Below are 18649 nucleotides of genomic sequence, written 5' to 3'. Positions count from 1 at the left end.
TTGGCAAAGGAGAAACGAGATGATTGGTTCAACTTCATTGCCATTCCGCCTACTGGTCGGCCTGCTCTATCTGTTCCTGCTGGCCCCAATTCTGGTCGTCGTGCCGCTATCGTTCAGCAACGACAACTATCTCACCTTTCCGCCGCAGAGCTGGGGTGTGCGGTGGTATGCGGAAATGCTGCATCATGAAACGCTCATTCAGGCGTTCTGGATCAGCCTCGGCATTGCATCGGTCGTCACCGTCCTGTCGCTTCTGGCAGGTATCCCGGCGGCCTATGCCATCCGCCGTTATCAGTTCCGTGGACGCGAAGCGGTGCTGAACTTCTTTACCGCGCCGCTGCTTCTGCCTTCCATCGTGCTTGGCCTCGCCATTCTGCTGGTCTTCGTGCGGCTGGAACTGCTCGGCACGTTCACCGGTCTGGTGATCGCCCATCTGATCGTGACGACCCCTTACGTCATCCGCATCATGATAACGGCGTTCTCGACACTGCCGCCATCGGTTGAAGAGGCGGCCACGATGCTGGGTGCGTCACCGTTCACCGTGTTTCGTCGCATCACCCTGCCGTTGATGATGCCGGGTCTGGTGGCAAGTGCCGCACTGTCCTTCCTTCTGTCCTTCGATGAGGTGGTGATCTCGCTCTTCATCACCGGACCGCGCATGACGACGCTGCCGGTGGAAATCTTCAACTATGTCGAAAGCCGCACCGACCCGATGACCGCTTCCATCTCGGTCGTGCTGATCGCGGCCACGCTGCTCATCATCTTCGTCATCGAACGCACACTCGGATTGTCACGCACAATCGGCAAATAACCTCCCAACTGAAAGTGACTGCAAGCATGGAAAATATCGCCCTCTGGATGTCGCAACCGCATTTCAGCTATCTCGAAATTGCCCGGACCTGCGGCTTCTCATCCTTCGTGCTGGAACTCGAACACGGAACCTTCGACCTGTCGACGCTGGACCAGTTTCTGGCTTTCACCAAGGCGCAAGGTCTCTCCACCCTGACGAAGGTGCTGGCACCGACGCCAGAAGCCATTCAGCAGGCGCTGGACTTCGGATCGGATGGCGTCATCGTTCCGCATATCCTCGGTGTAGAACATGCGCATCAGGTTACGAAGGCTGCAAAATATCCGCTGGTCGGCACGCGTTCTTATACGGGTGGCCGCATTTTCGGCTATGCCCGCCCGGCGACCGATGCCTTCGAAAAAGAGAACAGGCGCACCAAATGCTTCGCCATGATCGAGACGGCGGAAAGTCTTGCCGACGTCGAGAAGATTATCGCGCTTGATACGGTTGACGGCTTGTTTCCCGGCCCTTCGGATCTGGCGCTTGCGCGTGGTCGGGGAGCCTACGCTTTCAATGATGACGACAAGGCCGATCTGCGCCGCTGTGCGACGGCTGCACGCGCTGCCGGGAAGCCATGGATCATGCCCGCCTGGACTGAAGCCGAACGGCGCTTCGCACAGGAAGAGGGCGCCGCGATGTTGGTCGTCGCTACCCAGAACATGACGCTTCGCCAGGGCATGGTTTCGACTGTGAACATGCTGAAAAACGAAGCCCTGGTTGCCTGACTGAACTGAATACCCACTCATTCGCTGGAGGAAGAAATGAAGATTAGCCTGATCCAAACGAGCCCGCAGACCGACAAGGCAGACAACCTGCGTATTACGCGGGGATTGATGGAAGATGCCGTGCGCACGGATTCTCCGGACCTGATCGTGCTGCCCGAGTATTTCGAATATTACGGTGGTACTCCGGAAGAAAAACTTGCGGCAGCCGAGAGCGTTCCCGGTGGCCCTGCCTACAAGATGGCGCAGGACTTTGCTCGCGAGCACAAGGTCTTCGTCCATGCCGGAACCTTGATGGAAAAGGTTCCAAACGAAAAGCGCATCTACAATTCCACCTTCGTCTTTAATCGCGAAGGCAAGGAGATTGCGCATTATCGCAAGATCCATATGTTCGACATCGTCGGGCCGGATGGGACGGCATATAAGGAATCCGCAACCGTCAAGCCGGGCGAGAATGTCGTCGTCTATGACCTCGACGGGTTCAAGGTCGGCTGCGCGATCTGCTACGACATCCGCTTTGCCGAACTTTATCTGGAGCTGGAAAAGGCCGGTGCCGATGTCATCGTGCTTCCCGCCGCATTCACGCTGCAAACCGGCAAGGACCACTGGGAAGTGCTGGCGCGTGCCCGTGCCATCGAAACCCAGACCTATTTTGCCGCCTGCGGCCAGACCGGCAGCACGGTTTCGAATGGCGAACGGCGTCATACCTATGGTCACTCGCTCGTCTGCGATCCGTGGGGCCACGTTGTGGCGCGCGCGTCAGACGGTGTCGGCTTCGTGACGGCGCGCATCGAGCGCGCGCAGATCGAACGTGTGCGTTCGCTCATCCCCATGGTCAGCCATCGCCGTATCGGCAAGCAGTTGCAAGCCTGCGCATAGGAGGCGTCATATGTATACGATCAATCCCATGCCGGAGCAGGTTGCTGCCGGTGACCTCCAGCTTCTGTCGGGGGTCGAGACAGCCACTGTCGGACACTGGCGCTTCTTCGGTTTCATGCACCGTTCCATCCAGCCGCTCCTCCCGAAGCGCCGTGTGGTCGGCACTGCCGTCACCATCGCCATACCGGGCCCGGATTCCACCCTGCTTCACCACGTAACCGGAATGCTTCGCCCCGGCGATATTCTGGTGGTGGATCGGATGGGCGACGACCGCTATGCGTGCTGGGGCGGCGGTGTGACCATCGCTGCGAAGGCCTCGGGTGCGGTTGCTGGCATCGTGGATGGCCCGTGCACGGACCTGACGGAAATCGAGGATTCCGATTTTCCGATGTGGGCGAGGGGTATCTCGCCCATCACCACCCGGCTCTATGATCTGGGCGGTGGCATCAACATTCCGGTCTCTTGCGGCGGTGTGGTTGTCAATCCCGGTGATGCCATTCTGGCCGATGAGAGCGGGGTTCTGGTCCTGCCGCGGGACGAAGTGAACGCGGTTGCCTCGCGCGCGCTCGATATACAGGACAAGGGAAAGGTGCGTGAGGCTTCGGTGAAAACCGGCCTCAAGCTCGGTGACGTGTCTGGCGCCACCAAGAAAATTCTCGCCCACGCGGGAAGCTGATCCGATACGGGCCGGTTTCGGCCGGCCCTGATCATTTGTGGGATTGAATATGACTATTTGCTTATTTTCATCCCGCAAGTGTCTTAGAAGGAAAGGACGAATCTGATTGCCCGCAGCGCGATAAGGGACTTCAAGAAACGCAGGCGCGCGGGTGATTGAAATGGGAAGGGACATGCCCGTCCATGAATATCCGTTTTCTGGAAACGGTGATCTGGTTGTCGGAACTGCGTAATTTCCGGGCGACGGCGGCTCGCCTCAATATGACCCCGGCGGCGATATCCAATCGTATCGGCGCGATGGAGCAGGAACTGGGGTTCCGGCTCTTCGACCGCGATGCCCGCGACGTCAATCTGACGGCGGAAGGCGAAGCCTTTGTCGAGGGCGCGCGCGATGTCGTACGCCGTTATCATGATCTGGTGGAAAGTCTGAGTCCGCAAAACGGGCTTGAAGGCACGCTGAAGATTGGCATCGTTCCGAGCCTCGCCATGACCATATTGCCGGGCATTCTCGATATCGTCCGCCAGCGCTACCCGCAGATACGCATCTCGATCACGACCTCCTCATCGAAAGGGATCGTGCAGAAGCTGGAGCAGCGGGAACTCGACATCGTTTTCGCCATCAAGCCCGAGCCTACGCCCAACCTGCGCATCGTCGACATATGCACTTTCGGCATGTTCTGGATATCGCGCAGCAATCAGTTTCCGGGCGGGGCTGAAGACATGCTGTCACGCGATGACCTGCTTGGCTGCAATCTCATTTCCTATGAGAGCGGTTCCTATAATTATCAGCAGATCATCAATTATTTCACGGAAGAGCGCCTGAAAGACGCGACCGTTCATTATTCCAATTCGCTCACCACGACGATCAACATGATTTCAGCTGGTGTCGGTATTTCCGTCATTCCGCCGGTGGTGATCCAGAAAGAGCTTCGGACAGGTGAGCTGCAGGTGCTGAATACCAATGCCGTTTTCCCGGCGACGAGCTATAGCGCTATTTATCTCGAAAGCGCAGCGACGCGCCTGATCACGCTTGTGGCCAATATCGCCCGTGAAGCCGGGCGCAATTTCAGCGGCAATTTCAGTGATAGTCTGGCCTATCAGGACTAGCGCGCAGCTTTCCGTTCAGGCTGGTTTCAGGCTCTGCGTGGGCATATCCCCGCAATAAATGCTGATGATCTCTTCGGCGACCAGGCGCTGCAACTCCCAGAGATTGCGGTCGCGGATGCCTTTTTCTTCCAGATGCTTGACGGTGAGATAGAGATATTCGGCGCAGGAGCCCATATGCCCGCAGGCGCGCGCAAGCAATTGTGCCACGGAGGTCAGGGGCATGTTGTCCGAAAGCCTGTCTCCACGCGGTCCGGCCCAGAAAACGAGCGCACGTACTGGCCCATTCTCGGTGTCGATCGAAACCCAGCGGATGGAATAGGCATCGTCAATCGAACTGATTTCGCGCCGGATCATTCGGCGCAATTGTCCAAGGCGGTCCTCATCGGACAGCCGGAAAGCAATACCCTTGCAGCTGCCGCCCGGTCGAAGCGCCAGCATAAGGCCCGGCTGGGCCATCGTTGCGCGCCAGCGGGTCAGCCGAAGGCAGAATGAACGGTGCCAGCCGCTCGCCGTTCCGGCGCGCGAGTCCACCGCCTCGAAATCCGGCTTCCAGATCAGGGAGCCATAGGCGAAAACCCAGAGCGGGTTGTCTCCTGCTTCGTGAAAGAGCTGTTCCGCCAGTTCATCGACCTCATTGTCGGTGATCGGTGCCCGGCTCGGATCAGGGCCGCGATCAACCTCAAGCCGAAGGCTCAGCGAAACGAGCTCCTCGGTCAAAGCCATACGGGACAGATCGGCAGAAGGCGCGGCGTATTCAGGCTGATCGTAATTCTGGGTCATTCTTTCACGGCAAAGCATGTTCATGGATGCGTCGCCTCAGATACTCGCATTTTTGCGCATATCATCAAGCTGCCGCAATGATGAAAACAACAATTCCCGGTCTCGCAGATGTTCTTCGTAGAGAGACACGAAAATGGAATTCGTCGTTACATGTGGCTCAGGCGCGGACTGGGCGCGTCGCAAGCTGTTGTTGGCCTTGCGCTTGGCATCTTCGACTTTGGCAAGCAATTCCTGAAGCCTGCCGGAATTGCCAAACGCACGAACACCGGCTTCCGGTGCGCCTGAGGCGACTGTATTCGATGTCGAGTGGATCATGGTCTGCATCTCCAATGGCAAGATATAGAGCTGATCGTGGAGTCTATTTATGATATAATGATGTTATAAAATGTACTAAATTACATTCTTGTGATGTTGTGTTTCGGGCATTGTTTTTAAGAATAATTCTATTTCTTGCTAGGAGGATTTTTAGCACTGTCGCCCCGTTGAAAACGAGGCATTCAATGCCAAAACATCCAGTGAACAAGGAAAATTCGCGTGGTAGTGCTGCGCTCGGACAGATTCCGGGATGCGCGGGCAGCTGGCATTTGAGACCGGGATATCAATCAGCGTCATGATTCATGAAGGGGAGCATATCGACCGTGTCGATTGTCGTCGGCTCGACGGGCTTGCCGTCTGGCTTGGCAAAAATCATCACTGCAAAACAGTAGATCAGAAACACTGCCACGCCGATAGCTAGCAGGCTGGCAAATATGAGTGGCCAATCAATCATGGCCGACACCTTGGCGCAGTTTTCGCGTCAACTCAACCGTCTGTTGCGATGGGAAAGCCTTAACGCTAGCCTGTAAAAGAGAGCGGCAGGTTTTGACCGGAGGCTGGATGTCGGAAATAAAAACACTGGGATCCAGACGGGTCTACGAAAATCGTTGGATGAAGGTTCGCGAGGACCGCATTGTTTATCCGGACGGCAGCGAAAGCATTTATGGCGTTGTCGAGAAAAACGATGCCGCAATGATTTTCGCAATGGATGACGAAGACGGCGTCTATTTAGTGGAACAGTTCCGCTATCCCGTCGGGCGCCGCTTCTGGGAACTGCCGCAAGGGGCCTGGCAGGAGCAGGAGAACGTCGATCCGCTCACTTTGGCTCGCGGAGAACTGCGAGAGGAAACCGGGCTGACCGCTGAGGAAATGGTCTATCTCGGAGAGACTTACGAAGCCTACGGCTTTGCGGCTAACAAGTGCCATATCTTTCTCGCTACAGGGCTGAAAATGGGAAAGCCCAACCTCGATGCCGAAGAGCAGGGGCTCATCTGCCGCCGCTTTCCTATCGGGGAAGCCGTCGAGATGATCCTTCGTGGCGATATCAAAGATGCGAGTACTATTGCCGCCTTCGGGCTTCTGCGCCTGAAAGGGATTATCTGAAGCATACTGCGCGGTAACAGGGAGCGCCCACTGAAATCAGTGGGGCAATCTCCACAGCAGATACAGGCCTACGACCGTTGAAAAAATGACGCCTGACCACAGCCAAATCTGATCGGCAAATAACAAGCGCGTCATTTTCTGTGGATCTCGATCCAGGTAATGCCGAAGACAACAGCGCTGACGGCCAGGATCGCTGTTAACTCAATCCAAAAAATCAACTGCATGGCGATGTCCTCCAGCGTGGTTAACAAACAACTAATGAAAAGGTTCACTCAGCCGGGTGAGTTTCATTGACATCATGACATCATGATGTCACTATCTCTAGATGAAAATCGCAGAAGATCATGCTCCGCTCTATGCCAAGGTGGAAACATCGCTGGCGGACGATATTTCGGCCGGTGCTCTGCCTGCTGGCAGTCAGCTTCCTCCAGAAGATCGCCTGATCGAACGTTTCGGAGTCAGCCGGACGACCGTTCGCAAGGCCATTGAGAATTTGGTCGCGCGTGGCCTTGTCGAAATTCGTCGCGGCAAGGGAACCTTCGTTGCCCAGCCCAAAGTCACGCAGGAATTGACGGAGCTGACCGGTTTCGTCGAAGACATGCAGGCGCTTGGCCGCGCGCCGACGGCACGATTGCTTGACACGGAGATAGTGCCAGCCGATGCAGACATTGCGCGCCAGCTCGCTCTGCCGTCCGGAGCTCTGGTGATGCGGATCCGGCGCGTTCGGCTTGCCGACGGCGTCGCCATGTCTCTGGATGAAACATATCTGCCACGTGAAATCGGTGAGAAGATTGTTACGCACGATCTGGACGTCGAGCCGATCTTCACACTGCTGGAAGACAAATATGATCTGCCGCTTGTCGAGGCGGAGTATCGGCTGGAGGCTGTCACTGCTTCGCCAGATGTTGCGGAGGCCCTCGCAGTCGAGCCGGGCAGCGCTGTCTTCCTGATCGAGCGCACGTCCTACACCGAGGGGCATCGGGCAATCGACTACGAAAAGCTTCACTATCGCGGTGATCTCATCAGCTTTGTCACTCGCCTGGCCCGGCGACCGCGCGGCCAAAAATAGCCGGGGGTGAAATGTTGGCTTTATGGCTGTTCATAGCGGCTTTCGGGGCAAGCGCGCTCGGTGGCGTGCTGGGCATGGCAAGCGGCATCTTCATCGTGCCAGCGCTTACGCTGTTTTTCGGCGTGGATATTCATGTCGCTATCGGGGCGAGTATTGTTTCGGTTATCGCCTGTTCTTGCGGCAGCGCGGCTCCGCTTTTGAAGCGACGGCTGACCAATGTCCGGCTTGCGGTCGTTCTTGAGACGGCAACCACGCTTGGCGCGCTGACCGGCGTGTTTCTGATCGGAATCGTTTCGACTTCGGTTCTATATGGTTTGTTCGCAGCCATTCTGGTGCTTTCTGCAAAGCAGATGCTGGTACGGCGGCGCGACGAAATCGGCGCAACGATGCCGGATGCGAAGAGCCTCGCAACAAGCCTGCGACTGAATTCCAGCTTTCCCGATCACATATCCGGGCAGGAGGTGCACTATCGCGTCGGCCATGTTCCGCTGGGCATGGCGCTGATGTATGGGGCGGGACTGGTCTCGGCCCTTCTGGGGATAGGCTCGGGTGTTTTGAAAATCCCGGCGATGGACACCGCCTTGAAACTTCCTATCAAGGTCTCGTCCGCCACCTCCAATTTCATGATCGGCGTGACGGCTGCTGCAAGCGCAAGCGCGTATTTTGTTCGCGGTGACATCGATATCGGGATCACGGGACCGATTGCGCTTGGTTCGGTCATCGGTGCGCTGGTCGGCGCCCGCCTGCTGATGAGCCTTCCGGCGGAAAAACTGCGCATCTTCTTTGTCGTGGTTCTCCTTGTTCTCGCGGTCCAGATGCTTCTGAGCGCTTTCGGTATAGAGATCTCTGGAGGCTTAAAATGAAAGTTACCGCAGACGCCGGACGACGGGACAAAATCATTGCAGCGCTTCTTTGGTATGGCACATGGTTCGCTTCTGCCTTGATCGCGGTCGGAGTCGTTATGACTTCTATTGAACCGACGTCGCTTGCACTGAACGGCTATGACATCGTGAAAGCTGGCATTGCGGTATTCATTCTCCTGCCGATCATCCGGGTCGCGCTGACGATGTATCTTTTTCTGCGCGAGCGTGATTACGTCTACACCGTCATTGCCGCAACGGTTCTGCTGATTATCGCAACCGGCATCGTCGCGGACTTTCGCTAATCCCGATAAATCGCGTGAAGCATAAGCAATATGGCTTGCATCGGCGTGCGTGGGCTGATTTTCTGCTCGCAAAGCCGAAAGCATCGACCCTGATCCGTCGCACGCTCCGGACAAAAGCGGAGGGGACGGGATGGCCACTGGATTGGCAAAGCGACTGGCGGCATTTGGCATGGTTATCCTGCGCGAGGCGATCGGCGTCTACTGGACGCTCGTCAAGATCATGCTGCCGGTGATGGTGCTGACGCAGCTGGCAATCGAGATGGGCTTGATCAAAGCCATTTCTCCTGCCTTCGCTCCCGTCATGCAGTTCGTGGGGCTGCCGCCTGAAGCCGGTTTTGTTTGGGCTATGAACCTGCTGGTTGGCGTGTGGAGCGGGGCAGTGGTGATGTTCGCCGTCTTGCCGGTCGACACGCTCACCACAGCTCAGGTGACGATCCTCGGTTCGCTTTTCCTCTTCGCTCATGCTCTTCCCATCGAACAGCGTATCGTACAAAAGGCCGGCCCGCGCCTGATAGTCTCGACGCTGATACGGCTTGTTGGCGGACTTGTTTTCGCATGGGGGATCAACCTGATTTCCAGTCATACCGGCTGGCTGGCAGAACCGGCTGCACCGAGCTGGGTGCCGGGCCATTACGATTCAAGCTGGAGCAGCTTCGTCGCCGATACGGCCTCCACGCTGGTCTGGATATTTATCGTCCTGCTCGGTCTGGTGGCCGTGCTGAGAACAATGGACGCGCTGGATGTGACACGCTTCCTCAACCTGCTTCTTTCACCCTTGTTGCGCTTGCTCGGCATATCGAAGAATGCCGCGCCATTGACCGTGGTCGGGCTGGTGCTGGGACTGTCCTATGGTGGAGGTCTCATCATCCGTGAATCACAGCGCGGACACATTCAACCTCGGGACGTCTTTCTCGCGTCGAGTTTCATGGGGCTGTGCCACAGCCTGATCGAAGATACGCTGATCGTGGTGGCTCTTGGCGCGGATATCTATGTCGTCCTGTTCGGTCGATTGATTTTCTCCATTGTTCTGGTCGCGATATTTGCCAGACTTCTGCGCGGAACGGGCGACGCCTTCTTCTTCCGTTTCCTTTATCGGGATACACTGCACGGCAAATCCCGATTGCACTACGGGGCAACAGTTGAACAGCCAGCAGATTCATCGCGCTGAGCTATTATTTTATCTGACAGGTATCGTCCGGAATTTCATTCTTGAGCATTCTTGCTCGGAATGAGCGCATCGATGACACTGGCAAGCTGCATGTCACGTTCACCTGCCTCCATGGTACGCCTGAGTACTTCAAGCACAGTTGCAGCGGCGCTGCGGGCTGCCTCGATCAATGTTTTTCCGCGCGTAAGCTTGGCAGTCAGAAGGCCGGTGAAAAGGTCACCAGTCCCGACAGGTACGATCGGCAGGCGCGGCGATATCAGTCGCGTGCGGGTCTCGTGGTCGAAGACGATGTTTTCCAGCAAGCCTTCAGGAGTGTCGGCAAGTTCGCAACTGGTCACAACCAGCTGCGCGCCGTGAAGTGCCTGCACACGCCCCGCCGCGGTTTCAAATGCAGCCCAGGAGGTTACATCTGTCTGTGCGATAAGACCCAATTCGAACTGGTTGGGTGTCAACAGATCGGCTAGCGGAACAAGCCGTTCAACGATACATTCCACCACCTGATCGGCAACGAAGATCCCGAGGTTCATATCGCCCATGACCGGATCGCAAATGTATTTTATGTCGGGATTGATCTGGCGGGCGCGTTCGACGAAAGCGGCGACCACATCCCCGTTTGCCTGAGAGCCGAGATAGCCGGAAACAATATAGTGGCTTGTTTCAATCAATCCGCGCTCTTCGACACCGCGCAGAAGATCGCCGACCAGTTCGGATTCGAGAACCCGCCCGCGCATGGTTTCGAAATGCGGATTGTTGGACAGCAAGGTCGTGGGGACTGCAGCGACATTCAACCCATGGGCCTGCATGGGCAGAACCGCAGCGCTGTTGCCGACATGCCCGTGCACAACCTGGCTCTGGATTGAAATGATGGAAGTGGTCATTCCAGTGCTTTTAGCAGTCATTTTGCAACTCCTTCGCTCACGCTCAATTCGGTCCGTTCACGACGCGGCAGACGACCGTTGAGAACGATATAGGCAACCAATCCGATTATCAGTCCCCAGAAAGCACCGCCGATGCCGAAGAGATTGATGTTTGCGGCGGATGCGAGAAAGGTAATCAATGCTGCCTCGCGATGCGTGTGGTCTGACATGGCTCCAGCCAGGCTGCTGCCTATCGTGCCCAACAGGGCCAGACCTGCGAGCGTTGTGATAAAGCTTGCGGGAAAAGCCATGAAGACAGCTGCGAGCGTCACACCGAATATGCCGACGAGAATGTAGAACACGCCCGCTGCAATACCGGCGATCCAGCGCTTGGATGGATTTTCGTGTGCTTCAGGCCCGGTCGCGATTGCTGCCGTGATTGCCGCAATGTTGAAGGCATGCGATCCGAATGGCGCCATGATGAGCGAGCCGAGACCTGTTGCGGTAACGATTGGATTGGCGCTGGTCTTGAAACCGTCATTACGCAGAACCAGCATCCCCGGCATATACTGTCCCGTCAGTGTGATGAGGAACAATGGCAGCGCGACGGACAGCAGGGCATTGAGAGAGAATGCAGGCATGGTGAAGACTGGAGTTGCAAACTCCAGTCGCAGTCCAGACAGGTCGACCCTGTTTTGCAGAAGCAGGAAGGCCAGTCCGAGCACGAGAATGCCGACTACGGCGTAGCGAGCGGACAGCCGTTTCAAAACCACATAGGCAACAATCAGCAGTCCAACCAGCAACGGGTCGGTGGTGGTGCCGCCGAAGGCCCCTATTCCGAATTGCAACAAAATGCCGGCCAGAAGCCCTGAAGCTATGCTTGGCGGTATCAGCCGGATGACTTTCTCGAAATAGCCCGACACACCGAGGATGACGAATGCGAGAGCCGAAATCATGAAAGCGCCGATTGCCTCGGCGTAGGATGTGGTGGCAAGTGCCGTTACAAGAAAGGCAGCCGCTGGCGTCGACCAGGCGGTGATGATCGGCTCGCGGTAGCGCCAGCTGAGATAAAGGCCGGTAAGCCCGACGCCAATCGAAACCGACCAGACCCAGGAGGCAGTCAGTTCCGGGCTCAATCCCGCAACCTTTGCGGCCTGAAAAACAAGAATGAATGTGCCGCCATAATTGACAATGACGGAGATTAGGCCCGCCACGATGGGATGGGCAAGGTCGCTCAAGCGGATCGATGACGTTGAAGCACGGGATGGTATCATCCTCAAAAACCTTCTGGGAATTGGGCACATGGCCTGCAAGTCGGGCTGAAAAGATTGATTGACAGTTAGCTGTTTAATGGCCTGATATGCCCATCCATTTTTGACAAAAAGACCAGTCCATTTGTTCAGGCATTCGCAACTTGAATCCGTCAAGGCTTGGATTGCCCACCCCGCCCATGCGGCAATGCCGCTCCATGCGCGTATTCAGCGGTCGATCCGGCAATTGATCATCGATGGTGCGCTGGGGCCGGGAAAGCCGCTTCCGGCTTCGCGCAGCCTCGCCAAATCGCTGGGTGTCTCCCGAGACACGATCGAAGCGGCTTATGCGCAGCTGCATGCAGAGGGCTTTATCGACCGCCGGGTGGGCAGTGGAAGTTTCGTGGCGCAGATAACGGAATTCACACCCGGACACAGCGTTTCCCAGCGCGAAGCGCTATTGCGCAATCAGGCGCCCAACCTGAGCAAACGCGGAGCAGCCATGTTCCGAAGCGGTGGTGTGCGCGAGCTGCTGGCGCCACGACCTTTCGCTCACGGTGTTCCGGAAACACGAAATTTTCCGCTTCAGCTTTGGGAACGTCTGGAACGGCAGGTTTTGAAGGAAGCCGGCACGCAAGCGCTGCTGCATGGTCATCCGCAGGGGACAGAGCCTTTGCGACGCGCTGTTGCCGAGTACATGAACCTGGAGCGCGGAGGACGCGCGACACCTGACAGGGTGCTGATCCTCACCAGCTCGCAACAGGCGCTGACTTTATGTGCCAACATGCTGTTCGACCCCGGTGACCGCATCTTCATCGAAGACCCGGCTTATTACGGCGCACGCAAGGCGTTCGATGCTGCAGGCCTTGAATCCATTCCAGTCAATGTGGACGACCAAGGCATTGTGATCGAGCGGATGGTTGGCGAAACGCTCAAGGCCAAGGCCGTGTTTCTCACACCCTCGCACCAGTTTCCAACCGGCGCGACCTTGTCGTTGGATCGTCGACTAGCGCTGATCGAATGGGCCGCCCGCCAGCAGACATGGATTATCGAAGACGATTATGACAGCGAGTTTCATTACGCCGGCAAACCGACCGCCTGCGTACAAGGCCTCGACCGGCATGAGCGGACAATCTATATCGGCACTTTCACCAAATCACTCTTTCCGGGCCTGCGTATCGGTTACATGGTATTGCCGCCGCAACTGGTCAAACCGATGACCGTTGCGCGCACTCTGCTTGATGGGCATTCCGCACCGATGGCGCAGTTGACGCTTGCCCGGTTTATGGAAGGTGGACATTTCGGCGCGCATGTCCGGGCCATGCGCGGCATCTATGCTGAACGGCGCGATGTACTGGCCAGACTGATCGAGCGATATCTGGCGGATTTCGTCGAGCCGCATGTGCCTGCCGGAGGGTTACAGATGTCTTGTCTGCTCACCGGTGATTTATCGGAGCGCAATGCCATCGCTGCAGCCCAGCGTGTCGGTATCGAACTCCTCGGCCTGTCCGGGCTTTACGCGGCCGGTGATGGAAAGGCCGGTTTTCTGATGGGGTTTGCAGCCTATACGCCGACAGAAATCGAGACCGCAGTTAAAAAGCTGGCGACGACCTTTCGCACGATCATGAAGCCATAGGTGCTCGAGTGGTCAGCAGTTGAATGATCGTCATGACCGGGTGACTTGGAAATTGGTCTGATCTTTGTGCTAGAAGTGGATGGGAGAACCAGACCACCTCTGTGATACAAGCTGGCGGGATGGTTGCCATGTCGTATCCGGGCAGCGGCAAGCATTTGTATCGGCGCTTGAAGGGAGATTGGCGATGCAACTATCTGTCGAGCCGCAGCCGGTTGAGGGACAGGCAATCAAAGACGAGATAGCGCGTTTCGGTGCTGATCCGACTTCTGTTTTCGCGAGCAATCTCAAAGAGGTTCGCGCGCGGATCGCTGCGGCTTGTCATCGCAGCGGACGCGATCCGAACGATGTGCGCCTTCTCCCGATCACAAAAACAGTCCCGGCTCGCATCCTGCGGCACGCTTATGCGGCCGGAATTCTCGATTTCGGAGAAAATAAACTTCAGGAAGCGCGCGACAAACAAGCGGCCCTGAACGATTTGCCGATCCGTTGGAGCATTGTCGGCCATCTGCAGACAAACAAGGTCAAATATCTCGTTCGTCTTGCATGGGAATTCCATGCGCTGGATAGTTTCCGCCTGGCGGAAGAACTGAATCGCAGACTGGACGCGGAAGATCGTGATCTTGATGTTTACGTTCAGGTCAATACTTCGGACGAGGAAAGCAAATATGGGCTGCATCCGGACGATCTCATGTCGTTCGTGGCGCGTCTCTCAGAGTTTCCCCGCCTCAAACCACGTGGGCTGATGACGCTCGCAATTTTCAGCTCCGACACAGCGCGCGTGCGCGCCTGCTTTCGCTTGCTTCGTGGTCTGCGGGATCGTGTTGTTGATGTGCATCCGCATATGAACGGACTTTCCATGGGCATGTCTGGCGATTTCGAGGTTGCAATTGAGGAGGGGGCAACCGTGGTACGGGTCGGGCAGGCCATTTTCGGTCCACGTCCGACCAGCAATGGTTATTACTGGCCGGGTCTGGCTGCGGACGCCCACACTCAGGCTTCTGGCGGCCTGCGATAGCAGTATACGCAAGAAAAATGCGGGGTCAGGGTTTCAGGCTGATCCAGTATGAACCTTCAAACGGGACAGCCGCGAAACGCTGGTTAATTTCCGCCAGTGTCGCTTCGGGGCTGATATCCGCGAACAGTTCCGGTCGCAGCCAGACGGCGAAGGCTTCTGCTGCCAGAACATTCAAGGGAACGGCATTGAAAAAGTTCCACAATCCATGCACGCGCTTGTCGTTCACGGCCTTCAAACCAGCGCGGAAAGGATTTTTCAGGGCATTTGAAAGTGTGTCGCGCGCTTCCTGTTCGCTTACGCCCGGCCCAACCGAAAAACCGCTATACTTCCCGCCTGGGGATGAGGTGGCGATGTAAACTTGCGGGTCGGCGGCAACGATAAATTCGCTGCTGATCACCCCTCCCTGTGCTGGTCCATCTGCAGCAATATTTCGGCTGCCGGTCAATGTGATGAACTCGCCCATACTGGTTCGCCCGTAAGCGTAGCAGCATTGATCGGCATTGGGAAAGGCTTCCAGCAATACAGTCGGTCCGGCATCGCTCTTCACCACTCGATCACGAATGCGGGCAATGCGCTCGTCGTAGAAGTCGGCAAAAGCGTTAGCCTGCTCCTCGCGGTTGAGTACCTTGCCCAGCAGGCGCATGTTTTTCGAAGTATTTTCGAGTGCATGATTGCCGAAGTCGACCACGAGCACCGGTATGCCCATTTTCTCGAGATAGGCGATCGCCTGCACACCTTCATCATTGCGCATCTGCCAGTCTGAAAGAATGACCAGATCGGCTTTTACAGAAACGATTTTCTCGACCGAAACTGTAATGCCGTCGCCAATGATCGGCAGTTTTTCAATTTCCGGGAAGCGCTGTTTGAAGCCGGCATAGATTTCCGGATTGTCCCCCTTGAGGTCACCGGCCCAACCGGCCAGCACACTGACGGGATCTGGATGGACGAGCGACAACGCAATCAGATTGAATCCGCTGCCAAGCAATATGGATTTTGGTTGGGCGGTAATGGTGACTTCCCGGTCAAGCGCATCCTTGACGTGAATGGGATAGGTTACCTCTGCAACAGCGCTTTTACCGAGGGCCAGCCAGATTACAGTCAGACACACAACAAGACGGATCATTTCATTGCTTTCTAAGTTCGGGGAGCGCGCATAATTCACCGCATCCGGCAACGCCCGGCAGTTTATAGCGCAGGCAGCAAATCTTGCGCCGGCACAAATTGGCGCCATGATCTGTTTCTTGACGCAGACACCCAAAAAACGGGTTGCGCGTTCCATCGTCAAAAATCTGCGTTTCAAAAAGCGGGCGACATGGCCAGCCATCACGACAATGGTTTTCAGCTGCGCTGTTGACGGCGTAGTCGATATAGACCGCTGCATTATTCCAGGCGAGCTTCGGTGAGATGCCGGTGCGGTCTTTCAGGACTTGAACGACAGTGTTCAGATGGCTTTTTGCGACATGGCTGATAACCGTCATCACATCCGGCGCGTCACAAGCTTGCCCTTCGTGGGGCAAGCCAAAGGAACGTGGCAAGCCCTGATCATTGATGGCAATGGTCATATTCTCGAGCTCGACCGGAAGGGCCACTCCACTTTGTCGGGCGCAGATATAGGGAATGACCAGAAGCGAAAAATAATAGAGCGACCAGAACGAAGAAACCGCCCGCAGGTCGGCATCAGGATAGGCGGCTGCGCATTGATGCAGGGTTTTCGTCAGGAGAGGGCCGTACAGAAATTCCGACAGAGGCATGCTGTCAGTCATTTCGCAGGACAGCATCATACTATCGGCACACCATGCATTGTCACCATGGAACAGTGCTCTCAGGCCTTGGGGCCTGAGAGCTTGCAGTGCTTCATTTCTGGTATCGGCGCTTACCATGAATATTTCAGGCTGCCGACAACAGTGCGGCCCTGATCACGATAACAGAAACCTGCGGAGCAGACCGGCTTGCTGGTGTCGAACAGGTTGGTGGCGTTGACCTGCAGTTTGACACCTTCATAGTCCTTCTTGATCGCGCCAAAATCGAAATCAATTGCTGCATCGACAAAGGCACGCGAGCTGTTTTTCATAGTATTTTCGTCATTGCCGTAACTTGAGCCGACAAAACGGACACCTGCGCCGACACCCAGCCCGTAAAGGAAGCTGTTCTCAGGCAACTTATAGTGAGCCCAGGCTGACGCCATGTGGGTCGGTACAGATGAGATTTCATTGCCCACTGTTCCGTCCGGGCCGTCCTTGATGCTGGTCTGCATGTAGCTATAGGACGCAATGAGGGAGAGGCCGTTGTCGAGACTGGTGCTGGCTTCCAGTTCCAGACCGCGCGAACGCAGTTTCCCGCGCTGTACCTGAATGTTGGCCGGGCCAGCATCCAATTCGACCACTTCGTAATAGAGACCGTTGTCCTGATTGATGTTGAACAGGGCGGCCGTTATCAGGGTGTTGCTGTTGGGCAGCTGATACTTGATCCCGACTTCCTGCTGTTCGCTTTCCGTTGGCTCGAACGGATTGCCTGTTGCCCGGTTTACACCGGCATTGGGTGAAAAGGCTGTCGAATAGCTGGCATATGGCGTGATGCCCCAAGGTGTTTCGTAAGTCAGCCCGGCGCGCCATGTGAAGGCCTTGTCGCTCTGATCAAAATCGCTGGACGTGCTGGTTGCCAGATCGGTGTTCTTGGTGTCGGTGCTGACCCAGTCCTGACGACCGCCGAGGGTTATGGTCCAGGCATCATAGCGGATCTGATCCTGCAGATAGATGCCAGCCATGAGCTGGTCCTGAACGTCTTTTGTCTGGAAATCGATTGGCGCTACAGGGCGCCCCATGGACGGATGCCTGGTATCCAGCGGTGGCGTATAGCCATACCCGTTCAATCCCTTCCATTGCAGCTTTGTCAGGTCTACGCCGGCCAAAAGCGTGTGCTCGAAATTGCCGGTATCGAAGCTTGCTTCCAGTTGATTATCGATGGTGAAACTGGTCAGCCGCTCCTCAAAAGTGCCTGCGCTGCTGTCGAGAAGCAACGGATCGATTTCATTGGCCTGATAGGCAAAGGCCCAGTCGGCTCCGATCTTGGTCGATGCAAGGCGGGCATTCTGGCGGAACACGAAAGTGTCGTTGAGGCGGGTTTCAAATTCATAACCGACACGCCCCTGCGTTTGTACTGAGTCATTGAAGGCAGTGTTGCCTGCAAAAATGTCGGATACCTTGCCCGTTACGGCATCGTAATAATAAGCGGCAGTGCCGCCGGTTTTGATGCGGGAGAACTCGCTGAGGATTGTCAGGCGCGTGTCTTCGTCGGGCTTCCACGTAAATGCCGGTGCAATGTAAATGCGGTCGTCGGGAACCGAGGGCTGTTCGGTATCGGCGTTGCGCCAAAGCCCTGTCAGGCGGTAGTAAAGTGGGTCGCCTTCCTTGACCGGGCCGGAGAGGTCGAACTGGGTCTGATAACGATTATTGGTACCGTACTGGACCTGTACTTCGTGAAGCGGGGTTTCGGTCGGGCGCTTGCTGATCAGGTTGAACAGACCACCGGCACCGGAAGCACCGTAAAGGGCTGACGATGGGCCGCGCAGAATGGAAACGCCTTCCAGGCCATAGGGTTCAGTCTTGAACAGCGCCGAGCTTGCTCCGGGCTGGCGCAGATTGTCACGAAAGACACCGGTATACGTGACGTCGAAGCCACGCACGGTGAAGGAGTCGAACCGCGGATCGAAGCCAAAGCCGCCAACGCGTGCACTGGGCGTATAGGCAATGGCGTCGAGCAAGGTCTGCGGATTACGATCTTCAAGCTGCTGTTGGGTGACGGACGAAATAGACTGCGGGGTCTGCACAAATGGCGTGTCGATCTTGGCGCCGGTCGCGCTGCTGCGCGCCACATAACCGTCCGCATCGATCACGCCGCCGCTGCCGCCGTCGATTACAATCTTGTCGAGAACGATTGCACCATTCTCCGTTGGAGAGGCAGTGGTCTGGTCCTGCGCAATTGGCGTGGCGGCAAGAGCAATCAGGGATGTGCCAGCCAGAATTGTACGGCGAAGAGGCATGCAATCGGAGCGCATATAGAA

At 56.5% G+C, this 18649-nt stretch carries 20 protein-coding genes; 12 read left to right on the top strand and 8 right to left on the bottom strand.

Annotated features, from left to right (window positions below; all coding sequences use genetic code 11):
* Positions 1 to 19 precede the first annotated feature (19 nt).
* The 5 genes from OANT_RS21410 (at position 20) to OANT_RS21390 (ending at position 4230) form a co-directional block, all read left to right on the top strand.
* Complete coding sequence (locus tag OANT_RS21410) at positions 20 to 811, top strand: ABC transporter permease (protein WP_012093471.1); 792 nt, start codon at positions 20 to 22, stop codon at positions 809 to 811.
* A gap of 26 nt (positions 812 to 837) precedes the next feature.
* Positions 838 to 1572 (top strand): HpcH/HpaI aldolase family protein, encoded by a 735-nt coding sequence (locus tag OANT_RS21405; RefSeq protein WP_012093470.1) that lies wholly within the window; start codon positions 838 to 840, stop codon positions 1570 to 1572.
* A gap of 36 nt (positions 1573 to 1608) precedes the next feature.
* Complete coding sequence (locus OANT_RS21400) at positions 1609 to 2448, top strand: carbon-nitrogen hydrolase family protein (RefSeq protein WP_010659336.1); 840 nt, start codon at positions 1609 to 1611, stop codon at positions 2446 to 2448.
* Positions 2449 to 2458: 10 nt separating this feature from the next.
* Positions 2459 to 3124, top strand: coding sequence for an RraA family protein (locus OANT_RS21395; RefSeq protein ID WP_010659335.1), 666 nt, complete (start codon positions 2459 to 2461; stop codon positions 3122 to 3124).
* A gap of 182 nt (positions 3125 to 3306) precedes the next feature.
* Positions 3307 to 4230 carry a LysR family transcriptional regulator gene (locus OANT_RS21390; RefSeq protein ID WP_010659334.1) on the top strand — a complete coding sequence of 308 codons (924 nt, stop codon included), beginning with the start codon at positions 3307 to 3309 and terminating at the stop codon, positions 4228 to 4230.
* A 15-nt stretch (positions 4231 to 4245) separates the two neighbouring features.
* Here the strand turns inward: OANT_RS21390 and OANT_RS21385 are convergent, their stop codons facing one another.
* The 3 genes from OANT_RS21385 to OANT_RS26785 all read right to left on the bottom strand — a co-directional run bounded on the left by OANT_RS21385 (position 4246) and on the right by OANT_RS26785 (position 5779).
* Positions 4246 to 5010 (bottom strand): gamma-glutamylcyclotransferase, encoded by a 765-nt coding sequence (locus OANT_RS21385; protein WP_235823046.1) that lies wholly within the window; start codon positions 5008 to 5010, stop codon positions 4246 to 4248.
* Between the two features lie 36 nt (positions 5011 to 5046).
* On the bottom strand, positions 5047 to 5325 hold the full coding sequence (locus OANT_RS21380; protein ID WP_010659332.1) for a hypothetical protein: 279 nt from the start codon (positions 5323 to 5325) through the stop codon (positions 5047 to 5049).
* Between the two features lie 283 nt (positions 5326 to 5608).
* Positions 5609 to 5779 carry a hypothetical protein gene (locus tag OANT_RS26785; protein ID WP_155243286.1) on the bottom strand — a complete coding sequence of 57 codons (171 nt, stop codon included), beginning with the start codon at positions 5777 to 5779 and terminating at the stop codon, positions 5609 to 5611.
* Here OANT_RS26785 and OANT_RS21375 point away from each other — a divergent pair.
* From OANT_RS21375 to OANT_RS21355, 5 genes are all read left to right on the top strand, one after another.
* On the top strand, positions 5764 to 6429 hold the full coding sequence (locus OANT_RS21375; protein ID WP_235824338.1) for an NUDIX domain-containing protein: 666 nt from the start codon (positions 5764 to 5766) through the stop codon (positions 6427 to 6429). The two genes, OANT_RS26785 and OANT_RS21375, sit on opposite strands and share 16 nt — an antisense overlap.
* A gap of 325 nt (positions 6430 to 6754) precedes the next feature.
* Positions 6755 to 7498 carry a GntR family transcriptional regulator gene (locus tag OANT_RS21370; RefSeq protein WP_012093466.1) on the top strand — a complete coding sequence of 248 codons (744 nt, stop codon included), beginning with the start codon at positions 6755 to 6757 and terminating at the stop codon, positions 7496 to 7498.
* Between the two features lie 11 nt (positions 7499 to 7509).
* Positions 7510 to 8361: a sulfite exporter TauE/SafE family protein gene (locus tag OANT_RS21365; RefSeq protein WP_012093465.1), complete on the top strand. Its 852-nt coding sequence runs from the start codon at positions 7510 to 7512 to the stop codon at positions 8359 to 8361.
* Positions 8358 to 8663 carry a DUF1634 domain-containing protein gene (locus tag OANT_RS21360; protein WP_012093464.1) on the top strand — a complete coding sequence of 102 codons (306 nt, stop codon included), beginning with the start codon at positions 8358 to 8360 and terminating at the stop codon, positions 8661 to 8663. Before OANT_RS21365 ends, OANT_RS21360 begins: the two co-directional genes overlap by 4 nt.
* 130 nt (positions 8664 to 8793) lie before the next feature.
* The gene (locus OANT_RS21355; RefSeq protein WP_012093463.1) at positions 8794 to 9831 is read left to right on the top strand and encodes a hypothetical protein; all 1038 of its coding nucleotides are present in this window, start codon (positions 8794 to 8796) and stop codon (positions 9829 to 9831) included.
* Between the two features lie 35 nt (positions 9832 to 9866).
* On the opposite strand, the gene pdxY is transcribed toward OANT_RS21355, so the two are convergent.
* On the bottom strand, positions 9867 to 10730 hold the full coding sequence (gene pdxY, locus OANT_RS21350) for a pyridoxal kinase (protein WP_012093462.1): 864 nt from the start codon (positions 10728 to 10730) through the stop codon (positions 9867 to 9869).
* Positions 10727 to 11962 carry a benzoate/H(+) symporter BenE family transporter gene (locus tag OANT_RS21345; protein ID WP_012093461.1) on the bottom strand — a complete coding sequence of 412 codons (1236 nt, stop codon included), beginning with the start codon at positions 11960 to 11962 and terminating at the stop codon, positions 10727 to 10729. Before OANT_RS21345 ends, pdxY begins: the two co-directional genes overlap by 4 nt.
* Before the next feature lie 121 nt (positions 11963 to 12083).
* On the opposite strand from OANT_RS21345, the gene pdxR reads away from it, so the two are divergent.
* Positions 12084 to 13574, top strand: coding sequence for a MocR-like pyridoxine biosynthesis transcription factor PdxR (pdxR, locus tag OANT_RS21340; protein WP_040128588.1), 1491 nt, complete (start codon positions 12084 to 12086; stop codon positions 13572 to 13574).
* 184 nt (positions 13575 to 13758) lie between these two features.
* Complete coding sequence (locus OANT_RS21335) at positions 13759 to 14589, top strand: YggS family pyridoxal phosphate-dependent enzyme (protein ID WP_012093459.1); 831 nt, start codon at positions 13759 to 13761, stop codon at positions 14587 to 14589.
* Positions 14590 to 14614: 25 nt separating this feature from the next.
* On the opposite strand, the gene OANT_RS21330 is transcribed toward OANT_RS21335, so the two are convergent.
* Genes OANT_RS21330 through OANT_RS21320 form a run of 3 tightly spaced genes read right to left on the bottom strand, consistent with a single transcriptional unit; the run spans position 14615 to position 18628 of the window.
* A complete protein-coding gene (locus tag OANT_RS21330; protein ID WP_012093458.1) occupies positions 14615 to 15712 on the bottom strand; it encodes an ABC transporter substrate-binding protein in 1098 nt (365 codons plus the stop codon).
* Between the two features lies 1 nt (position 15713).
* Positions 15714 to 16469, bottom strand: coding sequence for a siderophore-iron reductase FhuF (gene fhuF, locus OANT_RS21325; protein ID WP_012093457.1), 756 nt, complete (start codon positions 16467 to 16469; stop codon positions 15714 to 15716).
* Positions 16463 to 18628: a TonB-dependent siderophore receptor gene (locus OANT_RS21320; protein ID WP_235823037.1), complete on the bottom strand. Its 2166-nt coding sequence runs from the start codon at positions 18626 to 18628 to the stop codon at positions 16463 to 16465. The genes fhuF and OANT_RS21320 overlap by 7 nt, the downstream gene beginning before the upstream one ends.
* Positions 18629 to 18649 lie beyond the last annotated feature (21 nt).

Source organism: Brucella anthropi ATCC 49188 (genome assembly GCF_000017405.1).
In the GTDB taxonomy this organism is placed as follows: Bacteria; Pseudomonadota; Alphaproteobacteria; order Rhizobiales; family Rhizobiaceae; genus Brucella; species Brucella anthropi.
The sequence above is the reverse complement of the archived record's forward strand: the minus strand, read 5'-3'. Positions and strand labels throughout refer to the sequence as shown.